27 protein-coding genes are annotated in these 24,792 nt (G+C 63.6%); 5 read left to right on the top strand and 22 right to left on the bottom strand.

Translation table 11 applies throughout. The features are described 5' to 3' along the window. Positions 1-73 precede the first annotated feature (73 nt). The 9 genes from flgJ to flgB form a co-directional block, all read right to left on the bottom strand. Positions 74-1,048, bottom strand: coding sequence for a flagellar assembly peptidoglycan hydrolase FlgJ (gene flgJ / locus ACP92_RS10185; RefSeq protein WP_013234027.1), 975 nt, complete (start codon positions 1,046-1,048; stop codon positions 74-76). Between the two features lie 93 nt (positions 1,049-1,141). Continuing rightward, positions 1,142-2,272, bottom strand: a complete 1,131-nt coding sequence (locus tag ACP92_RS10180; protein WP_013234026.1) for a flagellar basal body P-ring protein FlgI — start codon at positions 2,270-2,272, stop codon at positions 1,142-1,144. A 38-nt stretch (positions 2,273-2,310) separates the two neighbouring features. After that, positions 2,311-2,970: a flagellar basal body L-ring protein FlgH gene (locus ACP92_RS10175; protein WP_013234025.1), complete on the bottom strand. Its 660-nt coding sequence runs from the start codon at positions 2,968-2,970 to the stop codon at positions 2,311-2,313. A 65-nt stretch (positions 2,971-3,035) separates the two neighbouring features. Then, positions 3,036-3,818 (bottom strand): flagellar basal-body rod protein FlgG, encoded by a 783-nt coding sequence (gene flgG, locus ACP92_RS10170; protein WP_013234024.1) that lies wholly within the window; start codon positions 3,816-3,818, stop codon positions 3,036-3,038. A 37-nt stretch (positions 3,819-3,855) separates the two neighbouring features. Further along, entirely contained in the window at positions 3,856-4,593 is a 738-nt protein-coding gene (gene flgF, locus ACP92_RS10165; RefSeq protein WP_013234023.1) for a flagellar basal-body rod protein FlgF, read from the bottom strand. 114 nt (positions 4,594-4,707) lie between these two features. Beyond that, positions 4,708-6,006 carry a flagellar hook protein FlgE gene (gene flgE, locus ACP92_RS10160; RefSeq protein ID WP_013234022.1) on the bottom strand — a complete coding sequence of 433 codons (1,299 nt, stop codon included), beginning with the start codon at positions 6,004-6,006 and terminating at the stop codon, positions 4,708-4,710. A 39-nt stretch (positions 6,007-6,045) separates the two neighbouring features. Next, positions 6,046-6,768 carry a flagellar hook assembly protein FlgD gene (locus ACP92_RS10155; protein ID WP_013234021.1) on the bottom strand — a complete coding sequence of 241 codons (723 nt, stop codon included), beginning with the start codon at positions 6,766-6,768 and terminating at the stop codon, positions 6,046-6,048. A gap of 10 nt (positions 6,769-6,778) precedes the next feature. Next, positions 6,779-7,183 (bottom strand): flagellar basal body rod protein FlgC, encoded by a 405-nt coding sequence (flgC, locus tag ACP92_RS10150; RefSeq protein WP_013234020.1) that lies wholly within the window; start codon positions 7,181-7,183, stop codon positions 6,779-6,781. A 6-nt stretch (positions 7,184-7,189) separates the two neighbouring features. Further along, the gene (gene flgB / locus ACP92_RS10145) at positions 7,190-7,618 is read right to left on the bottom strand and encodes a flagellar basal body rod protein FlgB (RefSeq protein WP_013234019.1); all 429 of its coding nucleotides are present in this window, start codon (positions 7,616-7,618) and stop codon (positions 7,190-7,192) included. Positions 7,619-7,828: 210 nt separating this feature from the next. Between flgB and flgA the strand changes: the two genes are divergently transcribed. From flgA to ACP92_RS10130, 3 genes are all read left to right on the top strand, one after another. Continuing rightward, the gene (gene flgA / locus ACP92_RS10140; RefSeq protein WP_232284927.1) at positions 7,829-8,566 is read left to right on the top strand and encodes a flagellar basal body P-ring formation chaperone FlgA; all 738 of its coding nucleotides are present in this window, start codon (positions 7,829-7,831) and stop codon (positions 8,564-8,566) included. A gap of 164 nt (positions 8,567-8,730) precedes the next feature. Then, positions 8,731-9,048 carry a flagellar biosynthesis anti-sigma factor FlgM gene (flgM, locus tag ACP92_RS10135; RefSeq protein ID WP_041310580.1) on the top strand — a complete coding sequence of 106 codons (318 nt, stop codon included), beginning with the start codon at positions 8,731-8,733 and terminating at the stop codon, positions 9,046-9,048. 24 nt (positions 9,049-9,072) lie between these two features. Continuing rightward, positions 9,073-9,531: a flagella synthesis protein FlgN gene (locus ACP92_RS10130; protein ID WP_013234016.1), complete on the top strand. Its 459-nt coding sequence runs from the start codon at positions 9,073-9,075 to the stop codon at positions 9,529-9,531. Between the two features lie 89 nt (positions 9,532-9,620). On the opposite strand, the gene ACP92_RS10125 is transcribed toward ACP92_RS10130, so the two are convergent. The 11 genes from ACP92_RS10125 to ACP92_RS10075 all read right to left on the bottom strand — a co-directional run bounded on the left by ACP92_RS10125 (position 9,621) and on the right by ACP92_RS10075 (position 21,900). Then, positions 9,621-10,355 carry an RNA polymerase sigma factor FliA gene (locus ACP92_RS10125; RefSeq protein WP_013234015.1) on the bottom strand — a complete coding sequence of 245 codons (735 nt, stop codon included), beginning with the start codon at positions 10,353-10,355 and terminating at the stop codon, positions 9,621-9,623. A 5-nt stretch (positions 10,356-10,360) separates the two neighbouring features. Beyond that, a complete protein-coding gene (locus tag ACP92_RS10120) occupies positions 10,361-11,161 on the bottom strand; it encodes a MinD/ParA family ATP-binding protein (protein WP_013234014.1) in 801 nt (266 codons plus the stop codon). Between the two features lie 34 nt (positions 11,162-11,195). Further along, positions 11,196-12,680: a flagellar biosynthesis GTPase FlhF gene (flhF, locus tag ACP92_RS10115; protein WP_013234013.1), complete on the bottom strand. Its 1,485-nt coding sequence runs from the start codon at positions 12,678-12,680 to the stop codon at positions 11,196-11,198. Beyond that, complete coding sequence (gene flhA / locus ACP92_RS10110) at positions 12,677-14,794, bottom strand: flagellar biosynthesis protein FlhA (protein ID WP_013234012.1); 2,118 nt, start codon at positions 14,792-14,794, stop codon at positions 12,677-12,679. Before flhA ends, flhF begins: the two co-directional genes overlap by 4 nt. Before the next feature lie 2 nt (positions 14,795-14,796). Next, on the bottom strand, positions 14,797-15,972 hold the full coding sequence (gene flhB, locus ACP92_RS10105) for a flagellar biosynthesis protein FlhB (protein WP_013234011.1): 1,176 nt from the start codon (positions 15,970-15,972) through the stop codon (positions 14,797-14,799). A 274-nt stretch (positions 15,973-16,246) separates the two neighbouring features. Continuing rightward, on the bottom strand, positions 16,247-16,906 hold the full coding sequence (gene cheZ / locus ACP92_RS10100) for a protein phosphatase CheZ (RefSeq protein ID WP_041310577.1): 660 nt from the start codon (positions 16,904-16,906) through the stop codon (positions 16,247-16,249). Continuing rightward, complete coding sequence (cheY, locus tag ACP92_RS10095) at positions 16,899-17,294, bottom strand: chemotaxis response regulator CheY (RefSeq protein WP_006712751.1); 396 nt, start codon at positions 17,292-17,294, stop codon at positions 16,899-16,901. Before cheY ends, cheZ begins: the two co-directional genes overlap by 8 nt. Before the next feature lie 173 nt (positions 17,295-17,467). Beyond that, complete coding sequence (locus ACP92_RS10090; RefSeq protein WP_013234009.1) at positions 17,468-18,547, bottom strand: protein-glutamate methylesterase/protein-glutamine glutaminase; 1,080 nt, start codon at positions 18,545-18,547, stop codon at positions 17,468-17,470. A gap of 60 nt (positions 18,548-18,607) precedes the next feature. Further along, entirely contained in the window at positions 18,608-19,213 is a 606-nt protein-coding gene (gene cheD, locus ACP92_RS10085; RefSeq protein ID WP_013234008.1) for a chemoreceptor glutamine deamidase CheD, read from the bottom strand. Further along, on the bottom strand, positions 19,210-20,082 hold the full coding sequence (locus tag ACP92_RS10080; RefSeq protein ID WP_013234007.1) for a CheR family methyltransferase: 873 nt from the start codon (positions 20,080-20,082) through the stop codon (positions 19,210-19,212). The genes cheD and ACP92_RS10080 overlap by 4 nt, the downstream gene beginning before the upstream one ends. Before the next feature lie 195 nt (positions 20,083-20,277). Beyond that, positions 20,278-21,900, bottom strand: a complete 1,623-nt coding sequence (locus ACP92_RS10075; RefSeq protein WP_048348534.1) for a methyl-accepting chemotaxis protein — start codon at positions 21,898-21,900, stop codon at positions 20,278-20,280. A gap of 247 nt (positions 21,901-22,147) precedes the next feature. Between ACP92_RS10075 and ACP92_RS10070 the strand changes: the two genes are divergently transcribed. Together ACP92_RS10070 and dmeF are read left to right on the top strand one after the other, a co-directional pair. Beyond that, entirely contained in the window at positions 22,148-22,423 is a 276-nt protein-coding gene (locus tag ACP92_RS10070) for a metal/formaldehyde-sensitive transcriptional repressor (protein WP_013234005.1), read from the top strand. 11 nt (positions 22,424-22,434) lie between these two features. Then, positions 22,435-23,424 (top strand): CDF family Co(II)/Ni(II) efflux transporter DmeF, encoded by a 990-nt coding sequence (gene dmeF / locus ACP92_RS10065; protein WP_013234004.1) that lies wholly within the window; start codon positions 22,435-22,437, stop codon positions 23,422-23,424. Positions 23,425-23,501: 77 nt separating this feature from the next. Here the strand turns inward: dmeF and ACP92_RS10060 are convergent, their stop codons facing one another. Both ACP92_RS10060 and ACP92_RS10055 read right to left on the bottom strand, forming a co-directional pair. Then, positions 23,502-23,726, bottom strand: a complete 225-nt coding sequence (locus ACP92_RS10060; protein WP_041310574.1) for a hypothetical protein — start codon at positions 23,724-23,726, stop codon at positions 23,502-23,504. 151 nt (positions 23,727-23,877) lie between these two features. Beyond that, entirely contained in the window at positions 23,878-24,789 is a 912-nt protein-coding gene (locus ACP92_RS10055) for an NAD(P)-dependent oxidoreductase (protein WP_081441901.1), read from the bottom strand. Positions 24,790-24,792 lie beyond the last annotated feature (3 nt).

Below are 24,792 nucleotides of genomic sequence, written 5' to 3'. Positions count from 1 at the left end.
TTTAGACGACACTGGCCGAAATTGTTTCCGTCCAGTACCGATGAGCTGGCCTAGACCGCCGCAGCGCCAGCGCTCAGGCCGACAGCGACTGGCGGATGATGCGCGAGAGCTTCTCGGCGTAGTGCGGGTCGGTGGCATAGCCGGCGCGCTGCAGGCCGTAGGCGAAGCCATGGGCATCCTGGGCGCTGGCCAGCACCTTCTCGTAGCGCGGATTGCTGCGCAGCAAGTTGGCGTAATCCTTGAAGGCGTCCGCATAGGAATCATAGGCGCGGAATTTCTCCACGCGCTTCTGCGGCTTGCCGTTGATGTATTCGATGGTGGTGGCCTCGACCACCTTGCCGGTCCAGTTGCCGGTGGCCTTGATGCCGAACAGGTTGTGCGCCGAGCGACCATCGCGGGTGATGATTTCCTTCTTGCCCCAACCGGTTTCCAGTGCCGCCTGGGCCAGCATGAACTTGGCCGGGATGCCGGTCATCTTGCTGGCGATCTCGGCATCGGCCTGCAGACGGTTCTGGAAGGCTTCCACGTGGGCCGGCTTGTTGGTGCTGCGGCGCTGCTTGCCGTTGCGGCCATCCTGGTCGGTGTTCTCGGCGGCCTGCTGGCTGGCGAAGCTCTGGATGAACTTGGCCCGGTCGGCCTCGCTCATGTCCTTGACCAGCGGGATGCCCATGGGCAAGCCTTCATCGCCGCCCGGTGTCTGGCCATCGAGCTCCTGCGCGTCGGGCAGCTTCTTGGGCAGCGACGCCGAGAGCTGGCGCGTCAGGACATCGGCCAGGCCGACCCCGCGCTGGGCCAGGGTCTGGCTGAGCTGCTGGTCCAGCATGGACGTAAACATCTTGGTCTGCTCGTTGTCGAAGGGGCCATTCTGCGGCGTGGCGTCACGCATGCTCTTCATCATCATGTTCAAGAACAAGGCCTCGAACTGCTTGGCCGCGCCCTTGATGGATTCCGGCGAGTTCTGCTTGGCCGCCTCGCGCAGGCCGTTCAGCCCATTCGCATCGACGGCCAGACTTTCGGTCGGATTGGATGGGTTGATCTTGTTGAGCATGGAATACCTTGGATGAGAGCGTTTGTTGTTGGATCGCAGCCGCCCCGGCCACCCTTGCCGCCTGGGCCGGTCTGCCGGGTCCGTCCTGTTACATCAGATCACTTCGAGTTCAGCCCGCAGCGAACCGGCTGCCTTCATGGCCTGCAGGATCGCCAGCAGGTCCTGGGGCGTAGCGCCGATGGCGTTGAGCGCCTTGACCACCTCGGCCAACGAAGCACCGCCCTTCAACAGCATCACCTTGCCCGGCTCCTTGTTGATCGAGATCTGGGCATTCTGCACACCCGCCGTCTGGCCACCGGCCAGGGCATTGGGCTGGCTCACGGCGTTGTCGGCCTGGATCACCACCGAAAGGTTGCCGTGCGAGACTGCGCAGGTATCCAGCATGACGCTCTGGTTCATCACCACCGAACCAGTGCGCGCATTGAGGATGACCTTGGCGGCCAGCTTGCCCGGCGTCACATCGACGTTTTCCAGCGCACCCAAAAAGGCCACGCGGTCGCCACTGGAGATCGGCGCGCGCACACGGATGACGCGGCCATCCTGCGCCACGGCGGTCTCGTTGCCGAAGCGCTTGTTGAGGGCGTCCACCACCCGGCTGGCGGTAGAAAAATCGTTGTCATTCAATTCCAGCACGATCATGTCGCTGCTGCCCAGCGAACTGGGAACGGCGCGTTCCACCGTTGCTCCGCCCGAGATGCGGCCGGCCGACAGCTGGTTGATGACGGTGCTGCTACCCGCCGCCGATCCACCCGCGCCGCCGACCACGATGTTGCCCTGGGCGATCGCATAGATCTGGCCGTCCGCACCCTTCAAGGGCGCCATCAGCAAGGTGCCGCCACGGATGCTCTTGGCATTGCCGATGGAGGACACGGTCACGTCGATCAACTGGCCCGGCTGGGCGAAGGCCGGCAGGTTGGCCGTCACCATGGCCGCCGCCACGTTCTTGAGCTGCATGTTGCTGCTGGTGCCGGTGGGCACATTCACGCCCAGCTGCTGCAGCATGCTGATGACGCTTTGCACGGTGAAGGGGGTCTGGGTGGTCTGGTCACCACTGCCGTCCAGGCCCACTACCAGGCCATAGCCCACCAACTGGTTCTGCCGCACGCCCTGGATACTGGCCAGGTCCTTGAGCCGTTCAGCCTGCGCCGGCATGGCAGCGGCCAGGGCCAGCGCGGCGACACCAGCCGCACCCAGCAGCTTGCGGCCTATCCGGGTCCATTGCATCGGAAACAATCCTTTCCGGGTCATCACACTACTCCACATCAGAAAGGAGAAATACTGAAGAAGAAACGTCCCAGCGAGGACATGAAGTCAGCCATGTCCACGCGGGTATTGGTACGGTATTCGACCTTGGCGTCGGCCACCAGGGTAGAAGACACGGTATTGCCGGTCTGGATGTTGTCAGGACTGACGGTGCCGGAGAAGCGCACGTACTCCACGCCTTTGTCCAGCGCCACCTGTTTCTCGCCGGCCACCACCAGATTGCCATTGGGCAGCACTTCCACCACGGTCACGCCGATGGTACCGGTGAAGGTATTGCTGGAGGTGGTCGCCCCCTTGTCATCGAACTTGGCCGAGGAACTGCCGTTGGCCGTCAATTCCTTGATGGAGGTGCCAAAAAAAGTCGGCACCGGCGAATTCACCGCACCCGTCTTGCTGGCCGAACTGGCGGCGGACTTGCCGGCGCTGGTCTTCTCATTGATCACGATGGTCAGGGTGTCGCCCACCAGGCGTGCACGGCGGTCTTCCAGCAGCGGACGATAGACCGCGCCCTGGAAGATCGCGCCCGAGGTTGGCGGCGCATAGGAGGCAGGCTGCGGGCGCGCCGACTTCGGTCCCGCCACGATGCTGTCGGGCACGGTGGTGCAACCAGCCACAGCCAATATTCCCGCGAGGGTCACCCATTTCAGCATGCTCTTCATCTCTGCCTCGTCCTTGCTTGTGCTGCCAACTACCTTGTTCAATGAATCCAACTACCCTGCCCGGCTTACAGCTGCGACAGCTTGGCCAGCATCTGATCCGAGGTGGTGATGGCCTTGCTGTTGATTTCGTAGGCGCGCTGGGTCTGGATCATGTTGACCAGTTCTTCCACCACGTTCACGTTGGAGGTTTCCACGTAGCCCTGCCACAGCGCACCGGCGCCGTTGGTGCCGGGGTTGTTGGGGTTGGGCGCACCGGAGGCGGCGGTCTCCATGTAGAGGTTTTCGCCGCGGCTTTCCAGGCCGGCCGGGTTGATGAAGGTGGCCACCTGGATGGTGCCGATCTGGGTGGTGGCGGTCGAGCCAGCCTGCATGATGGAGACCACGCCGTCACGGCCCACGGTCAGCTTGGTGGTGTTCAAGGGCACGGTGATCGGCGGCTGCAGGGTGTAGCCGCTGGAGGTCACCAGCTGGCCCTGGCTGTCGGTCTGGAAGGCGCCATCGCGGGTATAGGCGGTGGTGCCGTCAGGCAGCAGGATCTGGAAGAAGCCATTGCCCTGGATCGCCAGATCCTTGTCATTGTTGGTCTGGTTGACGTTGCCCTGGGTGAAGATGCGCTCGGTCGCCACCGGACGCACGCCGGTACCGATCTGCAGGCCCGAGGGCAATTGCGTCTGCTGCGAGGACTGGGCGCCGGGCTGGCGCACGGTCTGGTAGAGCAGGTCTTCGAAGACCGCGCGCGAACGCTTGAAGCCGTTGGTGCTGACGTTGGCCAGGTTGTTGGAGATCACGTCCAGTTGCGTTTGTTGCGCATCCAGGCCGGTCTTGGAAATCCACAGGGAACGAATCATTTATTTCTCCGTATTGAGCGCGTACGCTACAGGTGCATCAGGACAGCGACAGGATCGAGGTCGCCTTGGTCGCATCGCTTTCGGCGGTCTGGATCATCTTCATGTTCATTTCGAACTGGCGCGAGAGATTGATCATGTTGACCATCGCCTCCACCACATTGACGTTGCTGCCTTCCAGCGCACCGCTGGCCAGGCGCACATTGGCGTCTGGCTGTGCCGCGCCGGTGATGGTGCGGAACAGGCCGTCATCACCGCGCTTCATGTTCTTTTCATCCGGGTTGACCAGCTTGATGCGTCCCAAAACGTTGACCGCATTGGGAATGCCGTTGGTCGGGATGGCCGACACCGTACCGTCGGCGGCAATGGCCACGGTGGCGTCGGGCGGGATCGTGATCGGACCGCCATCGCCCAGCACGGTCTGGCCGGACTGGGTCTGGAGGATGCCGTTCTCGTTGATCTTGAAACTACCGTTGCGGGTATAGGCTTCGCCGCCGTCGGCGGTCTGCACGGCGATCCAGCCACGGCCCTGGATGGCCACATCCAGCGCACGGCCAGTATCCTGGATCGGCCCTTGCGAAAAATCGTTGCCCGCGGTCGAATCGACTACGAAGGTACGCGTGGGCAAGCCATCGCCCACCACGGGCGCAGCGCGGAAGGTATTCAACTGGGCGCGAAAGCCCGTCGTCGTAGCATTGGCCAGGTTGTTGCTGGCGGTCGCTTGCTGCTCAAGCGTATGCTTGGCGCCCGACATGGCGGTGTAGACCAGACGATCCATAAAACCCCTTTGGCGTGACGCCAGCCTGCGGCGCCACCGATTGAAACCGGCCGCCGGCAAGGCCGGCGACCGTGGTACTTGATGCGCGCCCCCGGACGCGCCCTGCCCGCCTTATCAGCGCAGGCTGACCAGCGTCTGCAGCACGGTATCCTGCACCTTGATGGTCTGCGAGTTGGCCTGGTAGACGCGCTGGGCCACGATCATGTTGACCAGCTCGGCGGTCAGGTCGACGTTGGAGTCTTCCTTCGCACGCGCCTGCAGGGTGCCGAAGGTGCCGGTGGTGGGCTTGCCCACCAGGGGGCTGCCTGCCGCACTGCTGGCCTGGTAGAGGTTGTTGCCCAGCGGCTGCAGGCCGTTGGGGTTGGCGAAGTTCACCAGCACCACGGTGCCCAGGTTCTTGGTCTGCTGGTTGCTGTAGGAACCGATGATGCTGCCATCCTTGTCCACCGAGAAGCTCGACAGGGAACCCGGCGGCATGCCGTTCTGCACCTGCGCCAGGTTGACGAAGGCCGAGCCGGTCTGGGTCGAGCCGGAGTAGGAAATATTGATCGGTGCGGCGAACACGCCACCGGCCTTGGCCACGGTGGCCAGTTGCGCCGTGGAGATGGTCAGGGTGTTGTTGGTGGGGGAGATGGCCGCGCCATTGATCTGGGTCATCGTACCGGTGGAGTCGAACGTCATCGTCCCCAGGGCCACGGGCACCGCAGGCGTGGCGCCATTGTTCAGGGTGGTGTTGTCGATCTTCGCGTAGACGGTCCAGGTGGTGGTCGGGGGCGTACCCGTCGGCGCAGCCTTCACATAATAGGTCTGCATGCTGTAGGGATTGCCCAGGCTGTCATACAGATCCACGCCGGTGGAGCTGTTGTAGCTGGTCGGATCGGCGGCGTTGAACGGTGTGGTGGTCGGCACCGACAGGCGCGAGTCCAGGTTGACCTTGGTCGAGATGGTGGTCGTCGGCGTGGCCGGGATGGACGAGGTGTCGATCTGCAGCGGCACCGGATCACCGCCCTGTGCACCGGCGGCCCAACCCATCAGATAAGCGCCGTTCATGCTGGGGTTGACGATGTAGCCGCTCTTGTCGAGCTGGAACTGGCCATTGCGACCATACATGGGCGACTTGTTGGTCAACGAGGCCGAGAGCTGGAAGAAACCGTCGCCATTGATGGCGATATCCAGCGGATTGTTGGACGAACTGATATTGCCTTGCGTGAACTGCTGGGCCACGGCGGGTACGCTCACACCGATACCGACCGGCGAGTTGCCGGAGCGGTTCATCGAGTTGGCGTACATGTCGGCAAATTGCGCCTGCGACTGCTTGAAGCCGACCGTGCTGGCGTTGGCGACGTTATTACCGATGACGTCCAGGCTCTTGGCAGCGCCGTTCAGTCCACTCAGACCTTGTTGAAAACCCATGAGATATCCCCTTGCCCCGAAATTTGTCGGTAGTAACGATTAAAGAATTTGCACAACGTCAGTCGGCTTGATGGTGCCGATGTTGGAGACGTTGAGCTTGATGCCGTCCGCAGCGGTCGAAACGCTGGCCACGGTGCCGAATGCCAGCGCGGTGGCGTTCACGGCGGTGCCATTGTTGGAGGCGGCGACGGAGAAGGTGTAGTTGCCATCGGCAGCCTTGCTGCCGGCGTCGTTGGTGCCGTCCCAGATCACCGGCACCACGCCGGAAGCCTGCGTACCCAGGTCCATGGTGCGCACGACCGCGCCCGTGGAATCCTTGACCGTGACCACGACCGAGGAAGCGTTGGTGGCCAGGTTCACGCCCATCACGGCGTGCTGCTTGGTGACGTCGTTGCCGCTGGCGTCCTTGGTGGTCTCGGAGGTCAGCTGGACACTATTGCCCGGCGCCAGCACGCTGTGGCCGATCATGTTGGCCGAGGACAGCGCCTGGGACGAATTGAGGTTGCCCATCAGCGTGGCCAGGGTGCTATTGAGCTGGCTGATGCCCGAGACGGTGGACAGCTGCGCCATCTGCGAGGTCAGCTGCGAGTTGTCCATGGGATTGTTCGGATCCTGGTTCTTCATCTGCGCCATCAGCAGCGTCAGGAAACGGTTCTGGATCGCATCCGGGCTGTTGTCGGTCAGGCCCGAGGAATTGGAAGTGGACGAGCTGCTGCTCGTGCCATTCATCGCGGTGAGCAGGTCATTGGAGACGGTAGCCATTGATCAGGTCCTATTGTCCGATAGTAAGAGTCTTGACCAGCATGGCCTTGGCCGTGTTCATGGTTTCCACGTTGGTCTGGTAAGCGCGCGAGGCCGAGATCATGTTGACCATTTCCTCGACCGGGTTGACGTTGGGCATGGCGACGTAGCCGTTGCCATCAGCCATGGGATGCTTGGGGTCGTAGACCAGCTTGGGAGGAGCCTGGTCTTCCACCACCGCGGCCACCTTGACGCCGCTGTCCTTGACCCCGCCCACCGGGATGGCCTGGAACACCACCTGCTTGGCCTTGTAGGGCGTGCCGTCAGGGCTGGTGGCGCTGTCGGCGTTGGCGATGTTGCTGGCAGTGGCGTTGAGACGCTGCGACTGCGCGCTCATGGCCGACCCTGCGACATTGAAGATATTGGAAAGAGACATGGTTTATCAGCCCGGTTGGATGGCGTTGAGCATGGCCTTGATCTGGCCGTTCACAGCAGTGACGCCGGCTTCGTAGCGAAGGCCGTTGTCGACGAATTCATTGCGTTCCACATCCAGGTCAACGGTATTACCGTCCACGCTGCCCTGGGTCACGGTGCGATACAGCAGGGGCGAGCCGCCGATGCTGCCCGGGCCATTCTCGGGCGCTGTTCCGGGCACATGGGTCGCAGCAGTGCGCGCCAGCTCCAGCGGCGGCATGGCAGTGGCCTTGTTGTCGAGGGCGTTCTTGAGCGCATCGGCGAAATTGACGTCGCGCGCCTTGTAGTTGGGGGTATCCGCATTGGCAATGTTGGACGCCAGCACCTGCTGACGCTGGGCGCGCAGGTTCATCGCCATCTCATTGAAGCGGAAGAAATCGTCTAGCTTAGAGACCATCAGGCCCTCCAGATAACCCGGCGCCGCCCGCGCTGTCCGCGCACTACGCCGATGATGGAATTACGTAGGCTTGATCATACGTTTCCACCCGCGACTCTAAGGGGCGATAAAGAGAGAAAAGCCTCCCCTGTTTGCCCTTTTGAGCTCGCGCGCGCGAAGTAACATTGCTGCCAAGATTCGCCAATGTCCCCTTGGGACAAGTTGCTCAAGATGAAACACCCTCTCCGCGTATTGCGTCACGCCTGCGCCGCCTTGGCCTTGCTGGCTGGCGGACTGCTGGCCTTGTCCCCCGCCTCGGCGCAAAACGATCCCACTGCCCCGCAACGCCAGGACTTGCAGATCGTGCAACAGACGGCCGAGCAATTCCTCAAGGCCCAGACCGCCGGACTGCCGGGCAGCATCACCATCCAGACCGACCCCATCGACCAGCGCATGATGTTGCCGGCCTGCCTGGATCCCCAGGCCTTCATGCCGAATGGCGCGCGCCTGTGGGGCCGCACCTCGGTGGGCGTGAAGTGCGTCGCCCCTGCTCCGTGGACCATCTACGTGCGCGCCAATGTCCAGGTGATCTCGGACTACCTGATCGCCGCCGTGCCGCTGGCCCAGGGCCAGACCATCAGCGCCAGCGACATCAGCCGGGTGCGCGGCGACATGTCGGCCCTGCCAGCCGGCGTGATCACCGAAGAATCGCAGGTCATCGGCCGTGTGGCCGGCATGTCCCTGCGCGCCGGCACGCCCCTGCGTATGGACGCCATCCGCAACCAGCGGGTGGTACAGCAGGGCCAGTCAGTGCGCGTGGTCTCCAATGGCCCCGGCTTCCAGATTTCCACCGAAGCGCGCGCGCTGTCCAATGCCAACGAGGGCCAGATGACGCAGGCGCGCACCGCTGCAGGCCAGGTGGTCAGCGGGATTGCCAAGGCCGGCGGGATTCTGGAAATCAACTATTGATACAGGGCAATTCCTCCTCGGGTCTCGTCATATGAGAGAATGTGAAGAAATATCCTTCACACCCCTCAATTAGATGCGCTGGCTGTTAAAGTTTGCGCGGAAATGGTCGATAATCAATGCGACAGGCGGGTGCAAAGCGCCCCCACCCTACAAGGAATACTGCCGTGAACGTTAACGACGCCCTCAAATCCGCCGCGCTCAACACTGAGCAGACCCAGGCCCAGCCTCGCAACAACGCCCAGGCGGGCGCGACTGCCGGCAACAACGCCGCCAGTTCTGCCGCTTCCGACAGCGTGCGCTTGTCGGCGACCTACCAGTCGCTGGAAACCAAGGTCAGCAGCAGCAGCGGCAGCTTCGATGCCAAGAAAGTCGCCGAGATCAAGGCCGCCATCGCCAATGGCACCTTCCAGATCGACGCCGACAAGGTGGCCAACGGCCTCATCGACACCGTCAAGACCCTGATCAACGCCCGTCGCGCCTGATCCCCCAGTACAGGATTGATCTGCATGAACCCGGCTAGCCAACTGCAACAGGAACAAGCGGCCTTGTCGCGCCTGGTCGAAAAACTGCGCCAGGAACAGGCGCTGCTGGCCGACGCCACGCCGGAAGGCCTAACCGAGGTGATCTCCGAAAAAGCCACCATCGTCGCCGACATGGCCACCCTGGCCGGCAACCGCCACGCTCTCCTGGGCCAGCTGGGCTACAGCGAAGACGAAGCCGGCATGCAGAAATGGATGAATGAGCACGGCAGCGAGACTGACCGTGAGCACTGGGCCGCCCTGTTCGAACTGGCGCAGGACGCCAAGGAACTGAACCGCGTCAACGGCCTGCTGATCGGCAAGAAGATCTCGCTCAACCAGAGCGCCCTGACCATCCTGCAAGGCAAGACCGGCGCCGGCAATTTCTATGGCCCCGATGGCCAGAACAGTATCAGCGCCTCTGGCCGCAGGCTGGGTGTAGTGTAAGCCCCCCCCTTCCCTGCCTCAGCAGAAAAGCAAAAGCCCGGCAATGCAAATTGCCGGGCTTTTTTCATGCTGGAGGGCCGCCGATGGGATCAGGCCACGCCGCTCCAGGAATGCTCGCGCAGATAGGAGCGCATGCGCGAAATGGCCTGGCTGTGCAGCTGGCAGACGCGCGACTCGGACACGCCCATGACGGCGCCGATTTCCTTGAGATTCATCTCCTGCTCGTAATACAGCGCCATCAGGATCTGCTCGCGCTCGGGCAGCGCCTTGATCGAATCCACCACTGCTTCGCGGAAGCCGCCATTGATCAGGTTCTGTAGAGGATCGTCGGAGTCCGAGGTCTGGTGACGGTCCAGGAAGTGCTCGTGGCCGCCATCGTCGTCATGGAAATCTTCGTAGTAGATCAACTGATGGCCGCCACACTCACTCAGCAGGGACTGGTAGTCCTCCAGGCTGATCTGCATGTGCTGCGCCAGTTCGGCTTCCTTCGGCTGCCGGCCCAGTTGCTGCAGCAGCGTCTGCATGGCTTCTTCGACCTTGCGGGCGTTCTGGCGGATGCTGCGCGGCAGCCAGTCGCTGCTGCGCAGCTCATCGAGCATGGCGCCGCGGATACGTTGCACGGCATAGGTCTCGAACTGCGCGCCATGGGTTTCCTCGTAGCGGTTGACGGCGTCGAGCAGGCCCATCATGCCGGCCTGGATGAGGTCGTCCACCTCCACGCTGGGAGGCAACTTTGCCTTGAGCTGATGCGCCAGCTTCTTCACCAGCGGCGCATGCTGCTCCAGCAAATCGTTCTTGCCTTTTTTTCCCTTGACGTTATACATGCACGTCACACTCCCAGACTCGCACCGTCGGTCGCCATCCCGTAAGTGCTGCGCGCCGATTCGGCCGCGGTGAATTTCTTGGACAGGCGCTGGAAAGCCAGCGCCGCCGTCGCGAACGGAAACACATCCATCACCGCACGCCCCTGCCCGGTGGCGCGACGGATATGGTCGTCGGCCGGGATGGCGCCCAGGTAATTGAGCTGCGCCGCCAGGTAGCGGCTGGCCGCCTGCGCCATGTTGGCGTAGACGGTGCGCGCCTCGGCTTCGGTCGCATCATTGACGATGAGGCTGAACGGGCGACGACCGATGCGGTCGCTCAGGCTCTTGAGCAGCACATAGGCAGCCTTGATCGAGGACGCCGTGGTCGAGACCTGGATCACGATCTCTCCCATCTCCATGGTCGGCACCGGCAGCGACTGGTCCGCCGACAGCACGCCATTGACCAGGGTGATCTCGGCCTGCTCGATGAGGCTATCGAAGATCTCCGCCAGTTGGCCGGCCTGCGGGTCACTGGCAGAGGGCACGCTGCGTCGCGCAATGCGCGCCATCGAAAAACCTTCCGGCAACATGCGGGTCGCTTCGCGTGGTGCGCGCTCCATGCGCGCCACCTCCTGCAGCGTGGCCACGTCATGGCGCAGGCCGATGCGGGTAAGCAGCCCGGTGGTGGCCACGTCGCCATCGATGACCAGCACGCTGTGCTTGGCCTGCGCCAGCGAAGCCGCCAGATTGATGAGCATGGCGCTCTTGTCTTCTTCCGCTAGCACGGAAAAGAAGGTAAACAGCCTGGGGACCGGACGCTCCAGCATCCGGCGCAGTCCAGCGGCCTGGTCGCCATCGTAACTAGCCAAAGCTCACCTCGCGCAGACCTTTGTCATTCATCGACATGGCGGTGGGACCGATCACGCCGGGTAACTCACCCTCCTGGAATTCGAAGGGCGCGGTCTCGCGCTTTTGCTTGAAGGCGCGGTCGGCCAGGTAGAGCTTGTTGGCCACATGCAGGTCTTCAGGCACGCGCTGGCCGTTGGCCACATAGTGCAGGTTGAGCTTGTGACGGATCACCACGTCCAGCACATTGCCGATGGTGGCAGCTTCGTCGAGCTTGGTGATGATGCAGCCAGCCAGGCCCGAGCTGGAATAGGCGTGCACCACTTCGTTCAAGGTGCCGCCGGTGGCGGTGGCGTTCAGGCACAGCAGGCGCTTGATGTCCACGCCGGCGCCAGTGAGCATGGCGTCCTGCTCGGCCACCATCTGGTCGCGCTGGCCCACGCCAGCGGTGTCGATCAATACGGTGTGCTTGCCCTTGAGTTCTTCCAGCGCAATGCGCAGGTCGGTCTCATCCTTGACCGAGTGCACCATCACGCCCAGGATCTTGCCGTAGATGCGCAGCTGTTCGTAGCCGCCGATACGGTAGCCGTCGGTGGTGATCAGGGCCAGCTTGCCGGAGCCGTGGCGCATCACGCAGCGCGCTGCCAGCTTGGCGGTGGTGGTGGTCTTGCCTACACCGGTGGGGCCGACCATGGCGAAGACGCCGCCGTTCTCCAGCAATTCGTTTTCGTTGGCCAGGGTGTTGAGGTTGCGCGCCAGGACCGACTTGACCCAGAACATGATGTCCTGGGACTTGGAATTGGCCGGCAGGTTTTCCGTGATCAGACGCGACAGGCTTGCCGAGAAACCGGCTGCCAGCATTTCCTTCAGGACGATGCCCTTGAGCGGCTCACGCTTTTGCGTGCCACCCCAGGATATCTCGGCCAGCTGGGTTTCCAGCACGCCGCGCATGGAACGGATCTCGCTCATGACCTCGGAGAGGATCTCGTCATAGTCCTTGCCATCGAATTCAGGCAGGGCCGAACGCGGACGGTCCTGCTCCTGTTCTTGCCCCTGCGGGGCGCCTGCTGGTGCGGCGGCGCGACGCTGAGCGTTGCCGCTATCACGGGTGCGGCTGCGCCAGACGCGGGCATCGGCTGCCGGGGCGGCCTCGGCGCGTGCCTGGCTGCGTTCGCTGCCCGGCTGGTCCAGCAAGGGAGCGCCTTCCCGCGCCGGGCGGGCTTGCGCCGGCGGCGACGACAACAAGGCCGGACGGCGCGGCTGCTGTGCCGGCGGCAAGCCCGACTGCTGCTGCAGCGAGGCCGCCTGCGGACGACCGGACGGGTCGCGCGCACCGGTGGGCGCGACCAGGGTGGTCATGTCCTCATTGGCCATGGCCAGGATTTCCACCCCGTCAGGAATATTGCGGTTGGAGAGAATGACGGCATCCGGCCCAAGCGCCTCGCGGACCTGGCGCCAGGCCTCGCGAGAAGAATTGGCGATAAATTTCTTGACGTTCATGCTTGCCCTCCAACTAGGCTGGTAACTTTAATCGTTTTCGACTCGGGTACTTCAGCGTGCGACAGCACGCGCAACTGTGGCATGGCCCGGCGCAAGAAGCGCGCCAGCAGCGTACGCAAGGGCGCGCCCACCAACAGCACCGGCGAATACCCCATCTGTTCCTGGCGCTGCGCCGCGATCTCGGTATGCTGCACCAGCGAATCGGCCAGGCCCGGCTCGATGCCGCCGGACTCGCCGCTGGCCTGCAGGGCTTGCATGAGCAGGCGCTCCAGCTTGGAATCGAGCGCCATGACCGGCAACTCGCTTTCGCCCGGGAACATCTGCTGCACGATCGCCCGGCCCAGCGCGATACGCACGATCGCGGTAAGGTCGGTCGGATCCTGGATGCGCGCAGCGTGCTCGGCCAGGGTCTCGATGATGGTGCGCATATCGCGGATATGCACGCCTTCGATGAGCAGGTTCTGCAACACCTTCTGCAGGCTGCCCAGCGGCAGCATCTTGGGCACCAGGTCCTCGACCAGCTTGGGCGCATCCTTGGCCAGGTGGTCCAGCAGGCTCTGCACCTCCTGGCGTCCCAGCAGCTCTGCTGCATGGGTGGTGATCAGGTGGTTCAGGTGCGTGGCCACCACGGTGCCGGCATCGACCACGGTATAGCCCATGGTAGAGGCTTGCTCGCGCAGACCATTGTCGATCCATACCGCCGGCAGCCCGAAGGCCGGGTCGGTGGTCATCATGCCCGGCAAGGGACCGGTCACCATGCCGGGATTGATGGCCAGGTACTGACCAGCATGGGCCTCGCCGTTGCCGACTTCCACTCCCTTCAGAGTAATGCGATAGGCCGAGGGTTTCAATTCCAGATTGTCGCGGATATGGATGGGCGGCGAGAGGAAGCCCACTTCCTGGGCGAATTTCTTGCGGATGCCCTTGATGCGCTTGAGCAACTCGCCGCCCTGCCCCTTGTCCACCAGCGGGATGAGACGATAACCCACTTCCAGGCCGAGGGTATCGACCGGCATGACGTCGTTCCAGGTGGCCTCTTCGCTTTCCTGCGGCGCCGCGGCCGCGCCACCGCCCGCGGCGGCCTGCGCCTGGCTGGCAGCGGCCTCGGTCTTGGCCTTTTCGACGCGCTTGCTGATGGCGTAGGCGCCACCGCCCATGGCGGCGGCCAGCAGGATGAAGGCAATGTGCGGCATGCCAGGGATCAGGCCCATGCCGCCGATGATGACAGCGGTAATGTAGAGCACTTCCGGCTTGGCGAAGAGCTGATTGATCAGCTGGCCGCCCACGTCCTGGTCGTTGGCCACACGCGAGACCACCACACCGGCGGCGGTGGAAATGATCAGCGAGGGAATCTGCGCCACCAGGCCGTCACCGATGGCCAGCAAGGTGTAGTTCTTCAGGGCGGCGTCGAAGGCCAGATCGTGCTGCACCATGCCCACCACCAGGCCGCCGACGATGTTGACGACGGTGACGATGATGCCGGCCACGGCGTCGCCGCGCACATACTTGGAGGCACCGTCCATGGCGCCGTAGAACTCGGATTCCTGCGCCACTTCCTTGCGGCGGGCGCGGGCTTCGGGCTCACCGATCAAGCCGGCGTTGAGGTCGGCGTCGATGGCCATCTGCTTGCCGGGCATGGCGTCCAGGGTGAAGCGCGCGCCCACTTCGGCGATACGGCCAGCACCCTTGGTCACGACCATGAAGTTGATGATGGTCAGGATCACGAACACCACGATACCAACCGTGTAGTTGCCGCCAATGAGGAAGTGACCGAAGGCCTCGATCACCTTGCCGGCGGCGTCCGGGCCGGTATGGCCTTCGGTCAGCACGACACGGGTGGAGGCCACGTTGAGCGACAGGCGCAACATGGTCGAGACCAGCAGCACCGCCGGGAAGGCGATGAAGTCCAGCGGCTTGACGGTATAGAGCGCCGTCATCAGCACGATCACCGACAGCGAGATGTTGAAGCTGAACAGCAAGTCCAGCATGAAGGCTGGCAGCGGCAGCACCATCATCGCCAGCATCATGACGATGAGGATGGGGGCCGCCATGGCCCTGGCGTTCTTGACCGGCACCCAGGCCGGGATTTTCATGGTATTGAGTTTGGTTGCCATCGTTACTGCCTGGTTCTACGCTGTGAGCCGCGCGGTTTCTTGGGCGCGGTGAGCGGGTCGAGTTCCTTGGGCACTTCCAGCCCGGTCGGTTCGACCGGACGCGTACCGCCGAACTGGCCGTAGGTGCGCAGCTGGAACACATAGGCCAGCACCTCGGCCACGGCGGTATAAAGGGCCTCGGGAATCTCGTCGCCGATCTCGGTATGGGTATGCAGGGCGCGCGCCAGCGGTGGTGCTTCCAGCAGCGGCACGCGATGTTCGCGGGCCAGCTCGCGGATCTTGGCAGCGATCTCGTCACTGCCCTTGGCCACCACCTTGGGCGCGCCCATCTTGCCTTCGCTGTACTTCAGCGCGACCGCATAGTGGGTCGGGTTGGTCACCACCACATCGGCGGTCGGCACCTCGGCCATCATGCGGCGGCGGGCCATGGCGCGCTGCATCGCGCGGATCTTGCCCTTGATGTGGGGGTCACCTTCGGATTCCTTGTGTTCCTGCTTGACCTCTTCGCGCGTCATGCGCAGCTTGCGGCCGTAATTCCAGAGCTGGTAAGGCACATCCAGCACGGCAATGAAGATCAGCGCGCTGACCATGGTGATGAAGCTGATCCAGAGCAATTGCGCCGCGTGGGCGCCCGCCGTCTTGAGCGACTCCACCCCCAGTCCCATGACCGCATCGAGCTGGCTGCGGATGGTCACCCAGGCCACCGTCCCCACCAGCAGGGTCTTGAGGACGGCCTTGCCCAGCTCGACCAGGGAATTGACCGAAAACATGTTGGCAAATCCGCTGATCGGATTGAGCTTGCTGAACTTGGGCGCCAGCGAACTGACGTTGAACAGCCAGCCGCCCAGCGTCAGCGGCGCGGCCATGGCCGCCAGGGTCATCAGGAAGGCCAGCGGAATGACCGCGATGGCCACATCCAGACAGCGCGCGCTGATCAGGTTCATCAGCACCACCGGGTCATAGATGGCCGCCCGCTCCAGGCTCATCATGGCGACCATGATGCGGTCCAGGCTGGTCACCACCGGGCCGCTGAACATCCAGACGCAACTGCCGCCGACCAGCAGCACCAGACAGGTGGCCAGTTCGCGCGAACGCGGCACATCACCCTGCTCACGGGCACGCTCTATGCGTTTGCCCGTGGCGGGTTCTGTCCGCTCCATGTCGCTGTCTTCGGCCATGCGCCGCACCCCCTGCTAAACTGCTGCCCGCCCGGCGTCGCGTGCGCTGGACGGATTTATCGAACAATAGGGTAGGATTATTGGCGAGCAGCCCGCGCGGGCATCAGGGGAATAAGGGCGGAAAGGTCCCCCATTTCGGACTAGGCAAAAACGCAAGGCTCTGCCTGTGGCAGTACGCGTCGTCTCGGAACGGGATCATCAGGGAGGAATGTGTTGCCAGCACAACAAAGGATGGGGAATTGCCTTGACAACAACACCCCATCCGGCAGAGAACTCAGAAACCCAGGCTCTCCAGCAGGTCATCGACCTGCCCCTGGTTGGCGATCACGTCCTTGCCGGTCGGATCGATCTGCGGACCGTTGAGCAGGCCCGTATCCTCGCGCTTGGCTTCCGATGGCGCATAGTCCACCAGCAGTTGCACCAGTTGCGATTCCAGGTCATGCGCCAGCTTGGTCACGCGCTTGATGACCTGGCCGGTCAGGTCCTGGAAGTCCTGGGCCATCATGATGTCCAGCAGTTGCTGCTTGGTCACGCTGCTGTCTTCACTGGCCTGGGCCAGGAAGCTGGAGGTGCGGGCGGCCAGTTCGCGGCAGTGGGCCTCGGAGAAGCTGCCGGCGGTGGCGGCGTCCCACTGCGCCTTGAGGTCGGTGGCGCCCTCGCTGATGCGATCCTGCAAGGGGCTGGCCAGCTCGGTGGCGTTGAGCACACGCTGGGCGGCCTGCTCGGTCATGCGCGCCACGTACTCGAGGCGGTCGCGCGCATCCGGCATGTCGCTGGCGGCCTTTTCAAGCAGGCGGTCGAAACCCAGGCCGCGCAGGCTGTCGTGCAGGTTGCGGGTCATGTGCCCGATGCGGACCAGCACCTCTTCGCTGACCCCGGCGCCTTCGGCCGCCGGGTTGCGGACGGGATTGACGCCGTTGTCCACGTCAGCCACCTGCTGCCATCTTCTCGAAGATCTTGCCCAGCTTTTCATCCAGCGTGGCGGCGGTGAAAGGCTTGACCACGTAGCCGTTGGCGCCGGCCTGGGCGGCGGCGACGATGTTTTCCTTCTTGGCTTCGGCCGTCACCATCAGCACCGGCAGCTTGGACAGCGCCGGATCCTTGCGGATTTCCTGCAGCATGGTCAGGCCGTCCATGTTGGGCATGTTCCAGTCGGAGACCACGAAGTCGAACTGGTCGCTGCGCAGCTTCTGCAGCGCCTGCACGCCGTCTTCAGCCTCATCGACGTTGGTGTAGCCCAATTCCTTGAGCAGGTTGCGCACGATGCGGCGCATGGTCGAGAAATCATCGACGACTAAGAACTTGGTATTGGGACCCGACATGCTAAGACTCCATCTATTCAATTGAATTCTTGGTTAACGGCAAGCCCGGATACGAACTTGAGCCGCCACCTGTTATGGGCAAGCGCCCTGGCGCTCGCTTCCCTCTCGGTTGCCACGGCATTGTAGTGCAGCAAATCCAAAAAAGGCAGCACAATGCGCGCGGCAGTCGTGTTTCAGACCCGCAGCGCCCGGCTTCCGTGTTCCGCCAGCCACGCCAGCACCCGGCCCGGCATGGCCTGCAGGGCCAGCACTTCGTGGGCCGCACCCACGGCGATGGCTTCGCGCGGCATCCCGAAGACCACGCAGGAAGCCTCGTCCTGGGCAAAATTGTAGGCGCCGGCATTGCGCATTTCCAGCATGCCCTGCGCGCCATCCTTGCCCATGCCGGTCAGGATCACGCCCACGGCGTTCTTGCCGGCGCAGGTCGCCGCCGACTGGAACAGCACATCCACCGAGGGACGATGGCGGTTCACCGGCGGACCCTGGTCCAGCTGGGTCATGTAGTTGGCGCCGCTGCGCACCAGCTTCAGGTGCGAATGGCCAGGCGCGATATAGGCGTGACCCGGCAGCACCCGTTCATTGCCGGCCGATTCCACCACCGAGATCTTGCACAGGTTGTTCAGGCGCTGGGCGAAGGAACGGGTGAAGCCCTCGGGCATGTGCTGGGTGATCAGGATGCCGGGGCAATCCGATGGCATGCGGATGAGGAATTCCTTGATCGCTTCGGTACCGCCTGTGGAGGCGCCGATGATGATCAGCTTTTCACTACTGGTGAGGGGGTTGCGGATCTGCGGCAAGGCTTCGCTACCGCCCCCGGCGGCCTGCTCGGCGCTGCGCGCCGGACGGGCGCGCACGCGGGCCTTGGCGGCTGCGCGGATCTTGTCGGCGATCATGTCGGCGTATTCCTGCATGCCGCTCTGGATGGAGATCTTGGGCTTGGTGACGAAGTCGATCGCACCCAGCTCCAGCGCGCGCAAGGTGATTTCCGAACCGCGCTCGGTCAGCGAGGACACCATCACCACCGGCATGGGGCGCAGGCGCATCAGCTTTTCCAGGAAGTCCAGGCCATCCATGCGCGGCATTTCCACGTCCAGCGTGAGCACGTCGGGATTGGTCTGCTTGATCAGCTCGCGCGCAATGATGGGGTCCGGCGCTACGCCGACCACTTCCATGTCCGGCTGGCTGCCGATGATTTCGCGCATGACGCTGCGGATCAGCGCCGAGTCGTCAACGATAAGAACTTTAATTTTCATCACTCAATCACTCAAATATCGGTATAGGCCTGCAACCCCTGCCCGTCCTGCGCCACTGCCTCAGAACAGATCCACCTCGCCGCCCACTGGCTTGGTGACCAGCTTGCTGGCGTAGGCTTTTTCACGATCCACCAGCGTGTTGTTGTGCATCTGCTTGAGCTTCTTCACCAGCACCTTGCCGGTACGGGGGAAGAAATACACCTTGCGCGGATAGATGTCGTTGAGATCCTCGGCCACCACGCGGATGTTTTCCGCCTTCAGGTAGCGGCGCACGAACTCGGCGTTGCGCTCGCCCACGTTGATGGCCGAGAACCCGCGCAGCACGTTGCCGCCGCCAAAGACCTTGGCCTCCAGATTCTCGCGCCGCGCACCGGACTTGAGCACGTCGTTGATCAGCACTTCCATCGCATAGGTGCCATAGCGCGCCGAGGCCGATACGGGGCTGCCGTCATCGCCGCCGCCATCGGGCAGCATGAAGTGGTTCATCCCGCCGATGCCGGAGACGCGGTCACGGATACAGGCCGAGACACAGGAGCCCAGCACGGTGACGATCATCATGTCCTTGGTGGTGAAGTAATACTCCCCCGGCAGGATCTTGGCAGCGTCGCAGTCGAAGGTGCGGTCGTAGTAGAGATTGGAGGCAATCTGCTCCGAGGCCTGGCTCATGGCTTGGTCCTTGCGCCGCGCTGCGTGGCGTTGAGTTCATAGACCGTCTTGCCCTTGAGCTTGAGGGCGTCGGAGACATACAGGAAGTTCTCCGAATGGCCGGCGAACAGCAAGGCATGAGGCTTCATCAATGGCACGAATCGGGACAGGATCTTGCTCTGGGTAGGTTTATCGAAATAGATCATCACGTTGCGGCAGAAGATCACGTCGAACTGCCCGCTCAATGGCCAGCCATCGGCCAGCAGGTTGAGCTGCTTGAAGGTGATCAGCTTGCGCAGTTCCGGGCGCACGCGCACGTAGCCCTCATGACTGCCCTTGCCGCGCAGGAAAAACTTCTTGACCCGCTCCGGCGACATCTTCTCGATGCGCTCCATCGGATAGACGCCATTGGAACCGGTGGCCAGCACATTGGTATCGATGTCGGTGGCCACGATCTGTACCGGGGGCGTGAGCGAGCCATAGGCTTCACAGGCCGTCATGGCGATGGTGTAGGGCTCTTCCCCGGTGGAGGCCGCCGAGCACCAGATGGTGGCCGGCTCCTTCAAGGTCTTGAGGAAATCGGCCAGGATGGGGAAATGATGCGCCTCGCGGAAGAACGAGGTCAGGTTGGTCGTCAGGGCGTTGGTGAAGGCTTCCCACTCCTCGGAGTCGTGGGTGCGTTCGAGCATGTCCAGGTATTGCTGGAAGGAGGTGATGCCGGTGGCGCGCAGGCGGCGCGCCAGGCGGCTGTAAACCATTTCCTGCTTGCTGTCGGCCAGCGCGATGCCGGCCCGCTGGTAGATCAGGCCACGCACGCGTTCGAAATCACGGCTGTTGAAATCGAATTCCTTGCCGGATGATTCGCCCTTGCTTGGCACCGTAGGCTTCACTATCTTTCCTTCCCTGGCGCAACGCGCTCGAAATGCGCGCCGCTTGCTGTTACTCGCCGCCCCGCATGGGCAGGCGTCCCCTTGTCGAATAATCTATCAGGCGTCTAGCCGGGTCAAGCAAATCAACCTCGGAAATGAAATGGTTTTCTCCCGCTATTGCGGCAAGTCAATTTCCCCAAGCCGTGCATGGGACTCTCATCCCCTGGCAATTCTCACCGATACTTTCGCTGGCGACGGGACCGGCGCGGGCGTCGTCGCCACCGCAGGCGCAGGCGCGTGGCTGGAGCGGTAACCGACCCGGAAGCCGCCCCAGTGCTTGCCGTGCACATGAATAGGCACCGACAGGTCGTGCATCACCTCGCCGGTATCGCGTTTATAAGTTTGCAACAGGAAGGGCTTGGTATTGGAGCCGCAACGCTTGCCGGTGCGATCACTGAAGATGCGCTTGGTGCGGTTGTTGACCAGGTCCACGTCGTAGTTACCGGTGAGCGGCTGGGAGAATTTCTTGTTGTGGGTGGGGAAATAGCCATTGTTGTCCACCGCCCCGGCATAGGCCAGTTGCGGCATGCGCTCCAGCAGCGCCTCCTGGATGGCTGGCAGCACGCGGTCGGTGAAGGCGTCGAACTGACTGGAATGCTTTTGCGGCGAGGTGTTGGGAATGGGCTTGTAGTGGCGGTCGAACAGCGCCGCCTCGGTGATGACCCCGGCCCGGATCGATTCCTCGAACAGCTTGCCCACCGCTGCCGCAGCGTCGGCGGCGGCAATGCGGATGTCATCGTGGCCGCCGCGTGCGCCGCCCTCGACGATGGCCTCGAAGACTGCCTCGGCGCGCTCCGAGAGCTGCATGGCCGAAGCCGCCACGCGCGGCAATTCGGTATCGGTCTGCAGCATGCCGTTGCGGATGTCGGTGATGGCGTCGGCGATTTCCTGGGTGGTCTGCACATGCTCGCGGGACGCCACCGCGATTTCCTCGATCTGCTCCTGGGACTGGCTGGCCGAACGCTCGATGCTGTTCAACAGCCCATGCACCTTCTCCACGTTCTGGGCCGCTTCCAGCACCCGGCTGCTGAGGGAATTCATGCCGCTGGCGGCCCGTTCAGCCTCTTCGGTAATGGCGCGCACCATCGTGCCGATATCATCGGTGGCCTCCTTGGTGCGCTGGGCCAACTGGCGCACTTCCCCCGCCACCACGGCAAATCCGCGCCCTTGCTCACCAGCGCGGGCCGCTTCAATGGCGGCGTTGAGCGCCAGCAGGTTGGTGCGCGCGGCGATCTCGCTGATCACCTCGGTGATGCCATGGATGCGGCGCGATTTCTCCTGCAACTGCGCCATCATCGACGACGCCGACAAGGCATCGGTCCGGGCCTGGCCGATCTGCTGCAAGCCGCGGTCCACCTCGGAACGTCCGCTCACGCTCTCGGTGCGCACTTCAGAGGCGATGGAGGAGGCGCGCTCGGCATTGGCGGCAATCTGCTGCGTGGTCGCCGCGTTCTGTTCGGCGCTGGCGGCGATGCGATTGGCCGCGTCCACATCCTTGCTGAGCTTGGTCTTGATGGTGTCGACGAAGAAGGAAGTCTCGGCGGCCCCGATCATGATGTGATCGATCTCGCCACTGATCCGGTCGACCAGTTGATTGCCCTGCGGCTGGCTGCGCTGGCGCAAAGGCGCGAACACCGCCATCCCCAGCAGCACGCCCAGAGCGTGGATCACGGGGCCAGGCAGCCACTGTCCCGCCCCAAGCGCATCCAGCGCCAGCCCCGCCAGGCTGCCCACCAACAGGCCGGCCAGCCAAGGCCCCACGGCACGGACACATTGCATCAGCTTGCCGGTCGCGCCGGCTGCCCTCGTTACTGCCATCGCTGTCTCCCTGCGGATTTCCCGCTTGTTTTTACCTGCTCCCGGGCAGGTATGGTTGCGGACGAGAAACGCCGCATTGTCCCGAGGCTATAGCGCCTAGCTTACGCGTAGCTGAATTGGTCAGCACTTTCCCCATTCCCTGACAGCCCAGCCACACTTGTCGCCATGCCTGATACAATCCAGGCTTTATACGATAGGGGGGTATGGTATGGCACACCTGACGCAGGACAAGGATGCCCTGCTCAAGCGCGTCCGCCGCATCGGCGGGCAGGTCCAGGCGCTGGAACGCGCCCTGGAGGGCGAAACCGACTGCGCCAAGACCTTGCACCTCGCCGCCGCCATCCGGGGCGCGGTGCACGGCCTGATGGACGAACTCATCGAAGCCCACGCACGCGAACATGTGGCCCGCCCCGGCCTGACCGACGCCGAACGCAGCCAGGGACTGGAAGAAGTCCTGGAAGCGATTCGCCGCTACGCCAAATGAAAGGAACGCCCATGCAAAGCACCTCCCCCTTCCGCCATGAGCATGTCTACCTGGGCGCCAATCACGACCGCAACACCCGGCGCACGCTGTGGGTGGTCGTCCTGACGGCGGTGATGATGGTGGCCGAGATCGCAGCCGGCTACCTGACCGGCTCCATGGCCCTGCTGGCCGACGGCTTCCATATGGCCACCCACACCGGCGCACTGGCCATCGCAGCCGGCGCCTATGTATTTGCACGCCGACACGCGCACGACCAGCGTTTCAGCTTCGGCACAGGCAAGGTGGGCGACCTGGCCGGCTTCGCTTCGGCGCTGGTGCTGGCGGTGATCGCCATTGGCATCGGCGGCGGATCGCTATGGCGGCTGGCCAGCCCCAGCCCGGTAGAGTTCGGCGAAGCCATCGTGATCGCGGTGATCGGCCTGATGGTCAACATTGCCAGCGCACTGCTGCTGATGGAAGGACATCACCATGATCACGCCCATCATGATGCTCATGCGCACCACGCCCATCACACCCATCACACCCATCACTCCGATCACGGACACGGCAAGGACCATCCCCCTCATCACCATGCCCATGCCCACGACAACAACCTGCGCTCAGCCTACCTGCATGTGGTGGCCGACGCGCTGACCTCGGTGCTGGCCATCGCCGCCCTGCTGGCCGGTCTCTACCTCGGCTGGACCTGGCTGGATCCGGCCATGGGCGTGGTCGGCGCGGTGGTGATCGCACGCTGGTCGTACAGCCTGCTGCGCGCCAGTGCGACCGTGTTGCTGGACGTGACCGATGAACAGGTGGCAACCCGCATCCGCCAGGCGCTGGCCGACGAGCCGGTGCAGATCGACGACTTGCATGTCTGGCGCATCGGCCCGACCGCGCGCGCAGCCATTGTCAGCCTGTCCGGCCCGGCAGAGCAGGAAGAAACGCCCTTGCGGCAAAAGCTCGCCGCCCTGGAGCAATTGCAGCATCTGAGCCTCGAATACCGGCGACTGCCGGCCTGACCAACTGCCCACGCTGACAAAAAAAAGCAGCAGGCCGTATGCCTGCTGCTTTTTTCACATCACGCTGCCATCAGGGCTCAGCGCCAGCCACGGTGCCAGCCATAGTGCGGATGGTGCCAGCCCCAGCCATAGTAGGAGTGATATTCCCAGACCCAGCCCGGCCCGGGTGACGCGTAGGTAGGCTCGACATACACCACGCCTGGCGGCGCGACATAGGCAGGATGGACTGCAGGCGGCGTCACCACGCATCCGCCCAAGGCGAAGGTGGCGGCCAGTGCCGGGATCAGTAATAGGGATTTCATGCTTGCGCTCCTGGATGTGTTTGGCGGAATGTTCCGGAGCCGATGTCCGGACGCCACGTGTGGCCGTGGTGGTCGGATAACGGCTGGGCTTGAGCGCAGGCAGACGCGAAATTGTGTGTTTGTGTAACCCGGCCCACAACGCCGGGACCGCTCAGGCCTGGCCAGCCCGGCGCGCCGAAGCGCGCGAGAGCGCCGCCCAGTCGAGATGGCCTTCACCATGGGCCAGACCATCGATATGCAGGTCGCGCAATGCGCTGGCCAGCGACAGCGGCACATGGGCCTGCTCGCCCGCCTCCAGCGCCAGGCGCACATCCTTGAGCCCGAGCGCAAGCTTGAAACCGGCCGGCTCGAAGCGGTCATCGGCAATCGCCTGCCCATACCCCTTGTAGACCGGCGCCGCGAAGGCCGTGGACGTCGCCAGCTCGATGAATCCCGCCTTGTCCAGGCCATACCCCTGCACCAGCGCAACGGCCTCGCTCATGGCGCCGATGGCGCTGGCAATCATGAAGTTCATGGCCAGCTTGGCAGCATTGGCCTGCTCGGGCTGCCGCCCCAGGCGCCAGGTCTTCTGGCCCAGCACATCCAGCAAGGGCTGGACCGCCGCCAACGCCTGTTCTTCGCCAGCGGCCAGGATATTGAGTTGCCCCGCCTCCGCCACATTCACCCGCCCCAGCACCGGCGCGGCGACATAGGCCACGCCACGCGCCTGATGCAATCCCGCCAGGCGTAGCGCCAGCGCAACCGATATCGTTGCCATGTTGACATGGATCGCACCCGGCCTGAGCGCGGCCAGTGCGCCGGCATCCAGCAAGCTGGTCTCGGTGGCGTCATCGTCCGCCAGCATGGAGATGAGCACATCCGCATCGGCAGCCGCCTCCGCCGGCGTGGCGGCGGCCTGCGCTCCCAGTGCTGCCAGCCGTTCTACGGGCGCCGGTGAACGGTTCCAGGCGCGCACGGCATAGCCGGCGCGCACCAGGTTGGCAGCCATGGGGAAGCCCATCGTGCCCAGACCGAGAAAAGCGATTTTCATAGCCACAGCTCCTTTGATTGTCGAATCATTCATTGC

Source organism: Herbaspirillum seropedicae (assembly GCF_001040945.1).
GTDB classification, from domain to species: Bacteria; Pseudomonadota; Gammaproteobacteria; order Burkholderiales; family Burkholderiaceae_D; genus Herbaspirillum; species Herbaspirillum seropedicae.
This window is presented reverse-complemented; position numbering and strand designations above follow the sequence as displayed.

Excerpts from the sequence above, each read along its gene's own strand:
- flgJ (WP_013234027.1), bottom strand. The coding sequence starts at position 1,048 with ATGCTCAACAAGATCAACCCATCCAATCCGACCGAAAGTCTGGCCGTC.
- ACP92_RS10180 (WP_013234026.1), bottom strand. The coding sequence starts at position 2,272 with ATGCAATGGACCCGGATAGGCCGCAAGCTGCTGGGTGCGGCTGGTGTC.
- ACP92_RS10175 (WP_013234025.1), bottom strand. The coding sequence starts at position 2,970 with ATGAAGAGCATGCTGAAATGGGTGACCCTCGCGGGAATATTGGCTGTG.
- flgG (WP_013234024.1), bottom strand. The coding sequence starts at position 3,818 with ATGATTCGTTCCCTGTGGATTTCCAAGACCGGCCTGGATGCGCAACAA.
- flgF (WP_013234023.1), bottom strand. The coding sequence starts at position 4,593 with ATGGATCGTCTGGTCTACACCGCCATGTCGGGCGCCAAGCATACGCTT.
- flgE (WP_013234022.1), bottom strand. The coding sequence starts at position 6,006 with ATGGGTTTTCAACAAGGTCTGAGTGGACTGAACGGCGCTGCCAAGAGC.
- ACP92_RS10155 (WP_013234021.1), bottom strand. The coding sequence starts at position 6,768 with ATGGCTACCGTCTCCAATGACCTGCTCACCGCGATGAATGGCACGAGC.
- flgC (WP_013234020.1), bottom strand. The coding sequence starts at position 7,183 with ATGTCTCTTTCCAATATCTTCAATGTCGCAGGGTCGGCCATGAGCGCG.
- flgB (WP_013234019.1), bottom strand. The coding sequence starts at position 7,618 with ATGGTCTCTAAGCTAGACGATTTCTTCCGCTTCAATGAGATGGCGATG.
- flgA (WP_232284927.1), top strand. The coding sequence starts at position 7,829 with ATGAAACACCCTCTCCGCGTATTGCGTCACGCCTGCGCCGCCTTGGCC.
- ACP92_RS10130 (WP_013234016.1), top strand. The coding sequence starts at position 9,073 with ATGAACCCGGCTAGCCAACTGCAACAGGAACAAGCGGCCTTGTCGCGC.
- ACP92_RS10125 (WP_013234015.1), bottom strand. The coding sequence starts at position 10,355 with ATGTATAACGTCAAGGGAAAAAAAGGCAAGAACGATTTGCTGGAGCAG.
- ACP92_RS10120 (WP_013234014.1), bottom strand. The coding sequence starts at position 11,161 with ATGCTGGAGCGTCCGGTCCCCAGGCTGTTTACCTTCTTTTCCGTGCTA.
- flhF (WP_013234013.1), bottom strand. The coding sequence starts at position 12,680 with ATGAACGTCAAGAAATTTATCGCCAATTCTTCTCGCGAGGCCTGGCGC.
- flhA (WP_013234012.1), bottom strand. The coding sequence starts at position 14,794 with ATGGCAACCAAACTCAATACCATGAAAATCCCGGCCTGGGTGCCGGTC.
- flhB (WP_013234011.1), bottom strand. The coding sequence starts at position 15,972 with ATGGCCGAAGACAGCGACATGGAGCGGACAGAACCCGCCACGGGCAAA.
- cheY (WP_006712751.1), bottom strand. The coding sequence starts at position 17,294 with ATGTCGGGTCCCAATACCAAGTTCTTAGTCGTCGATGATTTCTCGACC.
- ACP92_RS10090 (WP_013234009.1), bottom strand. The coding sequence starts at position 18,547 with ATGAAAATTAAAGTTCTTATCGTTGACGACTCGGCGCTGATCCGCAGC.
- cheD (WP_013234008.1), bottom strand. The coding sequence starts at position 19,213 with ATGAGCCAGGCCTCGGAGCAGATTGCCTCCAATCTCTACTACGACCGC.
- ACP92_RS10075 (WP_048348534.1), bottom strand. The coding sequence starts at position 21,900 with ATGCAATGTGTCCGTGCCGTGGGGCCTTGGCTGGCCGGCCTGTTGGTG.
- ACP92_RS10070 (WP_013234005.1), top strand. The coding sequence starts at position 22,148 with ATGGCACACCTGACGCAGGACAAGGATGCCCTGCTCAAGCGCGTCCGC.
- dmeF (WP_013234004.1), top strand. The coding sequence starts at position 22,435 with ATGCAAAGCACCTCCCCCTTCCGCCATGAGCATGTCTACCTGGGCGCC.
- ACP92_RS10060 (WP_041310574.1), bottom strand. The coding sequence starts at position 23,726 with ATGAAATCCCTATTACTGATCCCGGCACTGGCCGCCACCTTCGCCTTG.
- ACP92_RS10055 (WP_081441901.1), bottom strand. The coding sequence starts at position 24,789 with ATGAATGATTCGACAATCAAAGGAGCTGTGGCTATGAAAATCGCTTTT.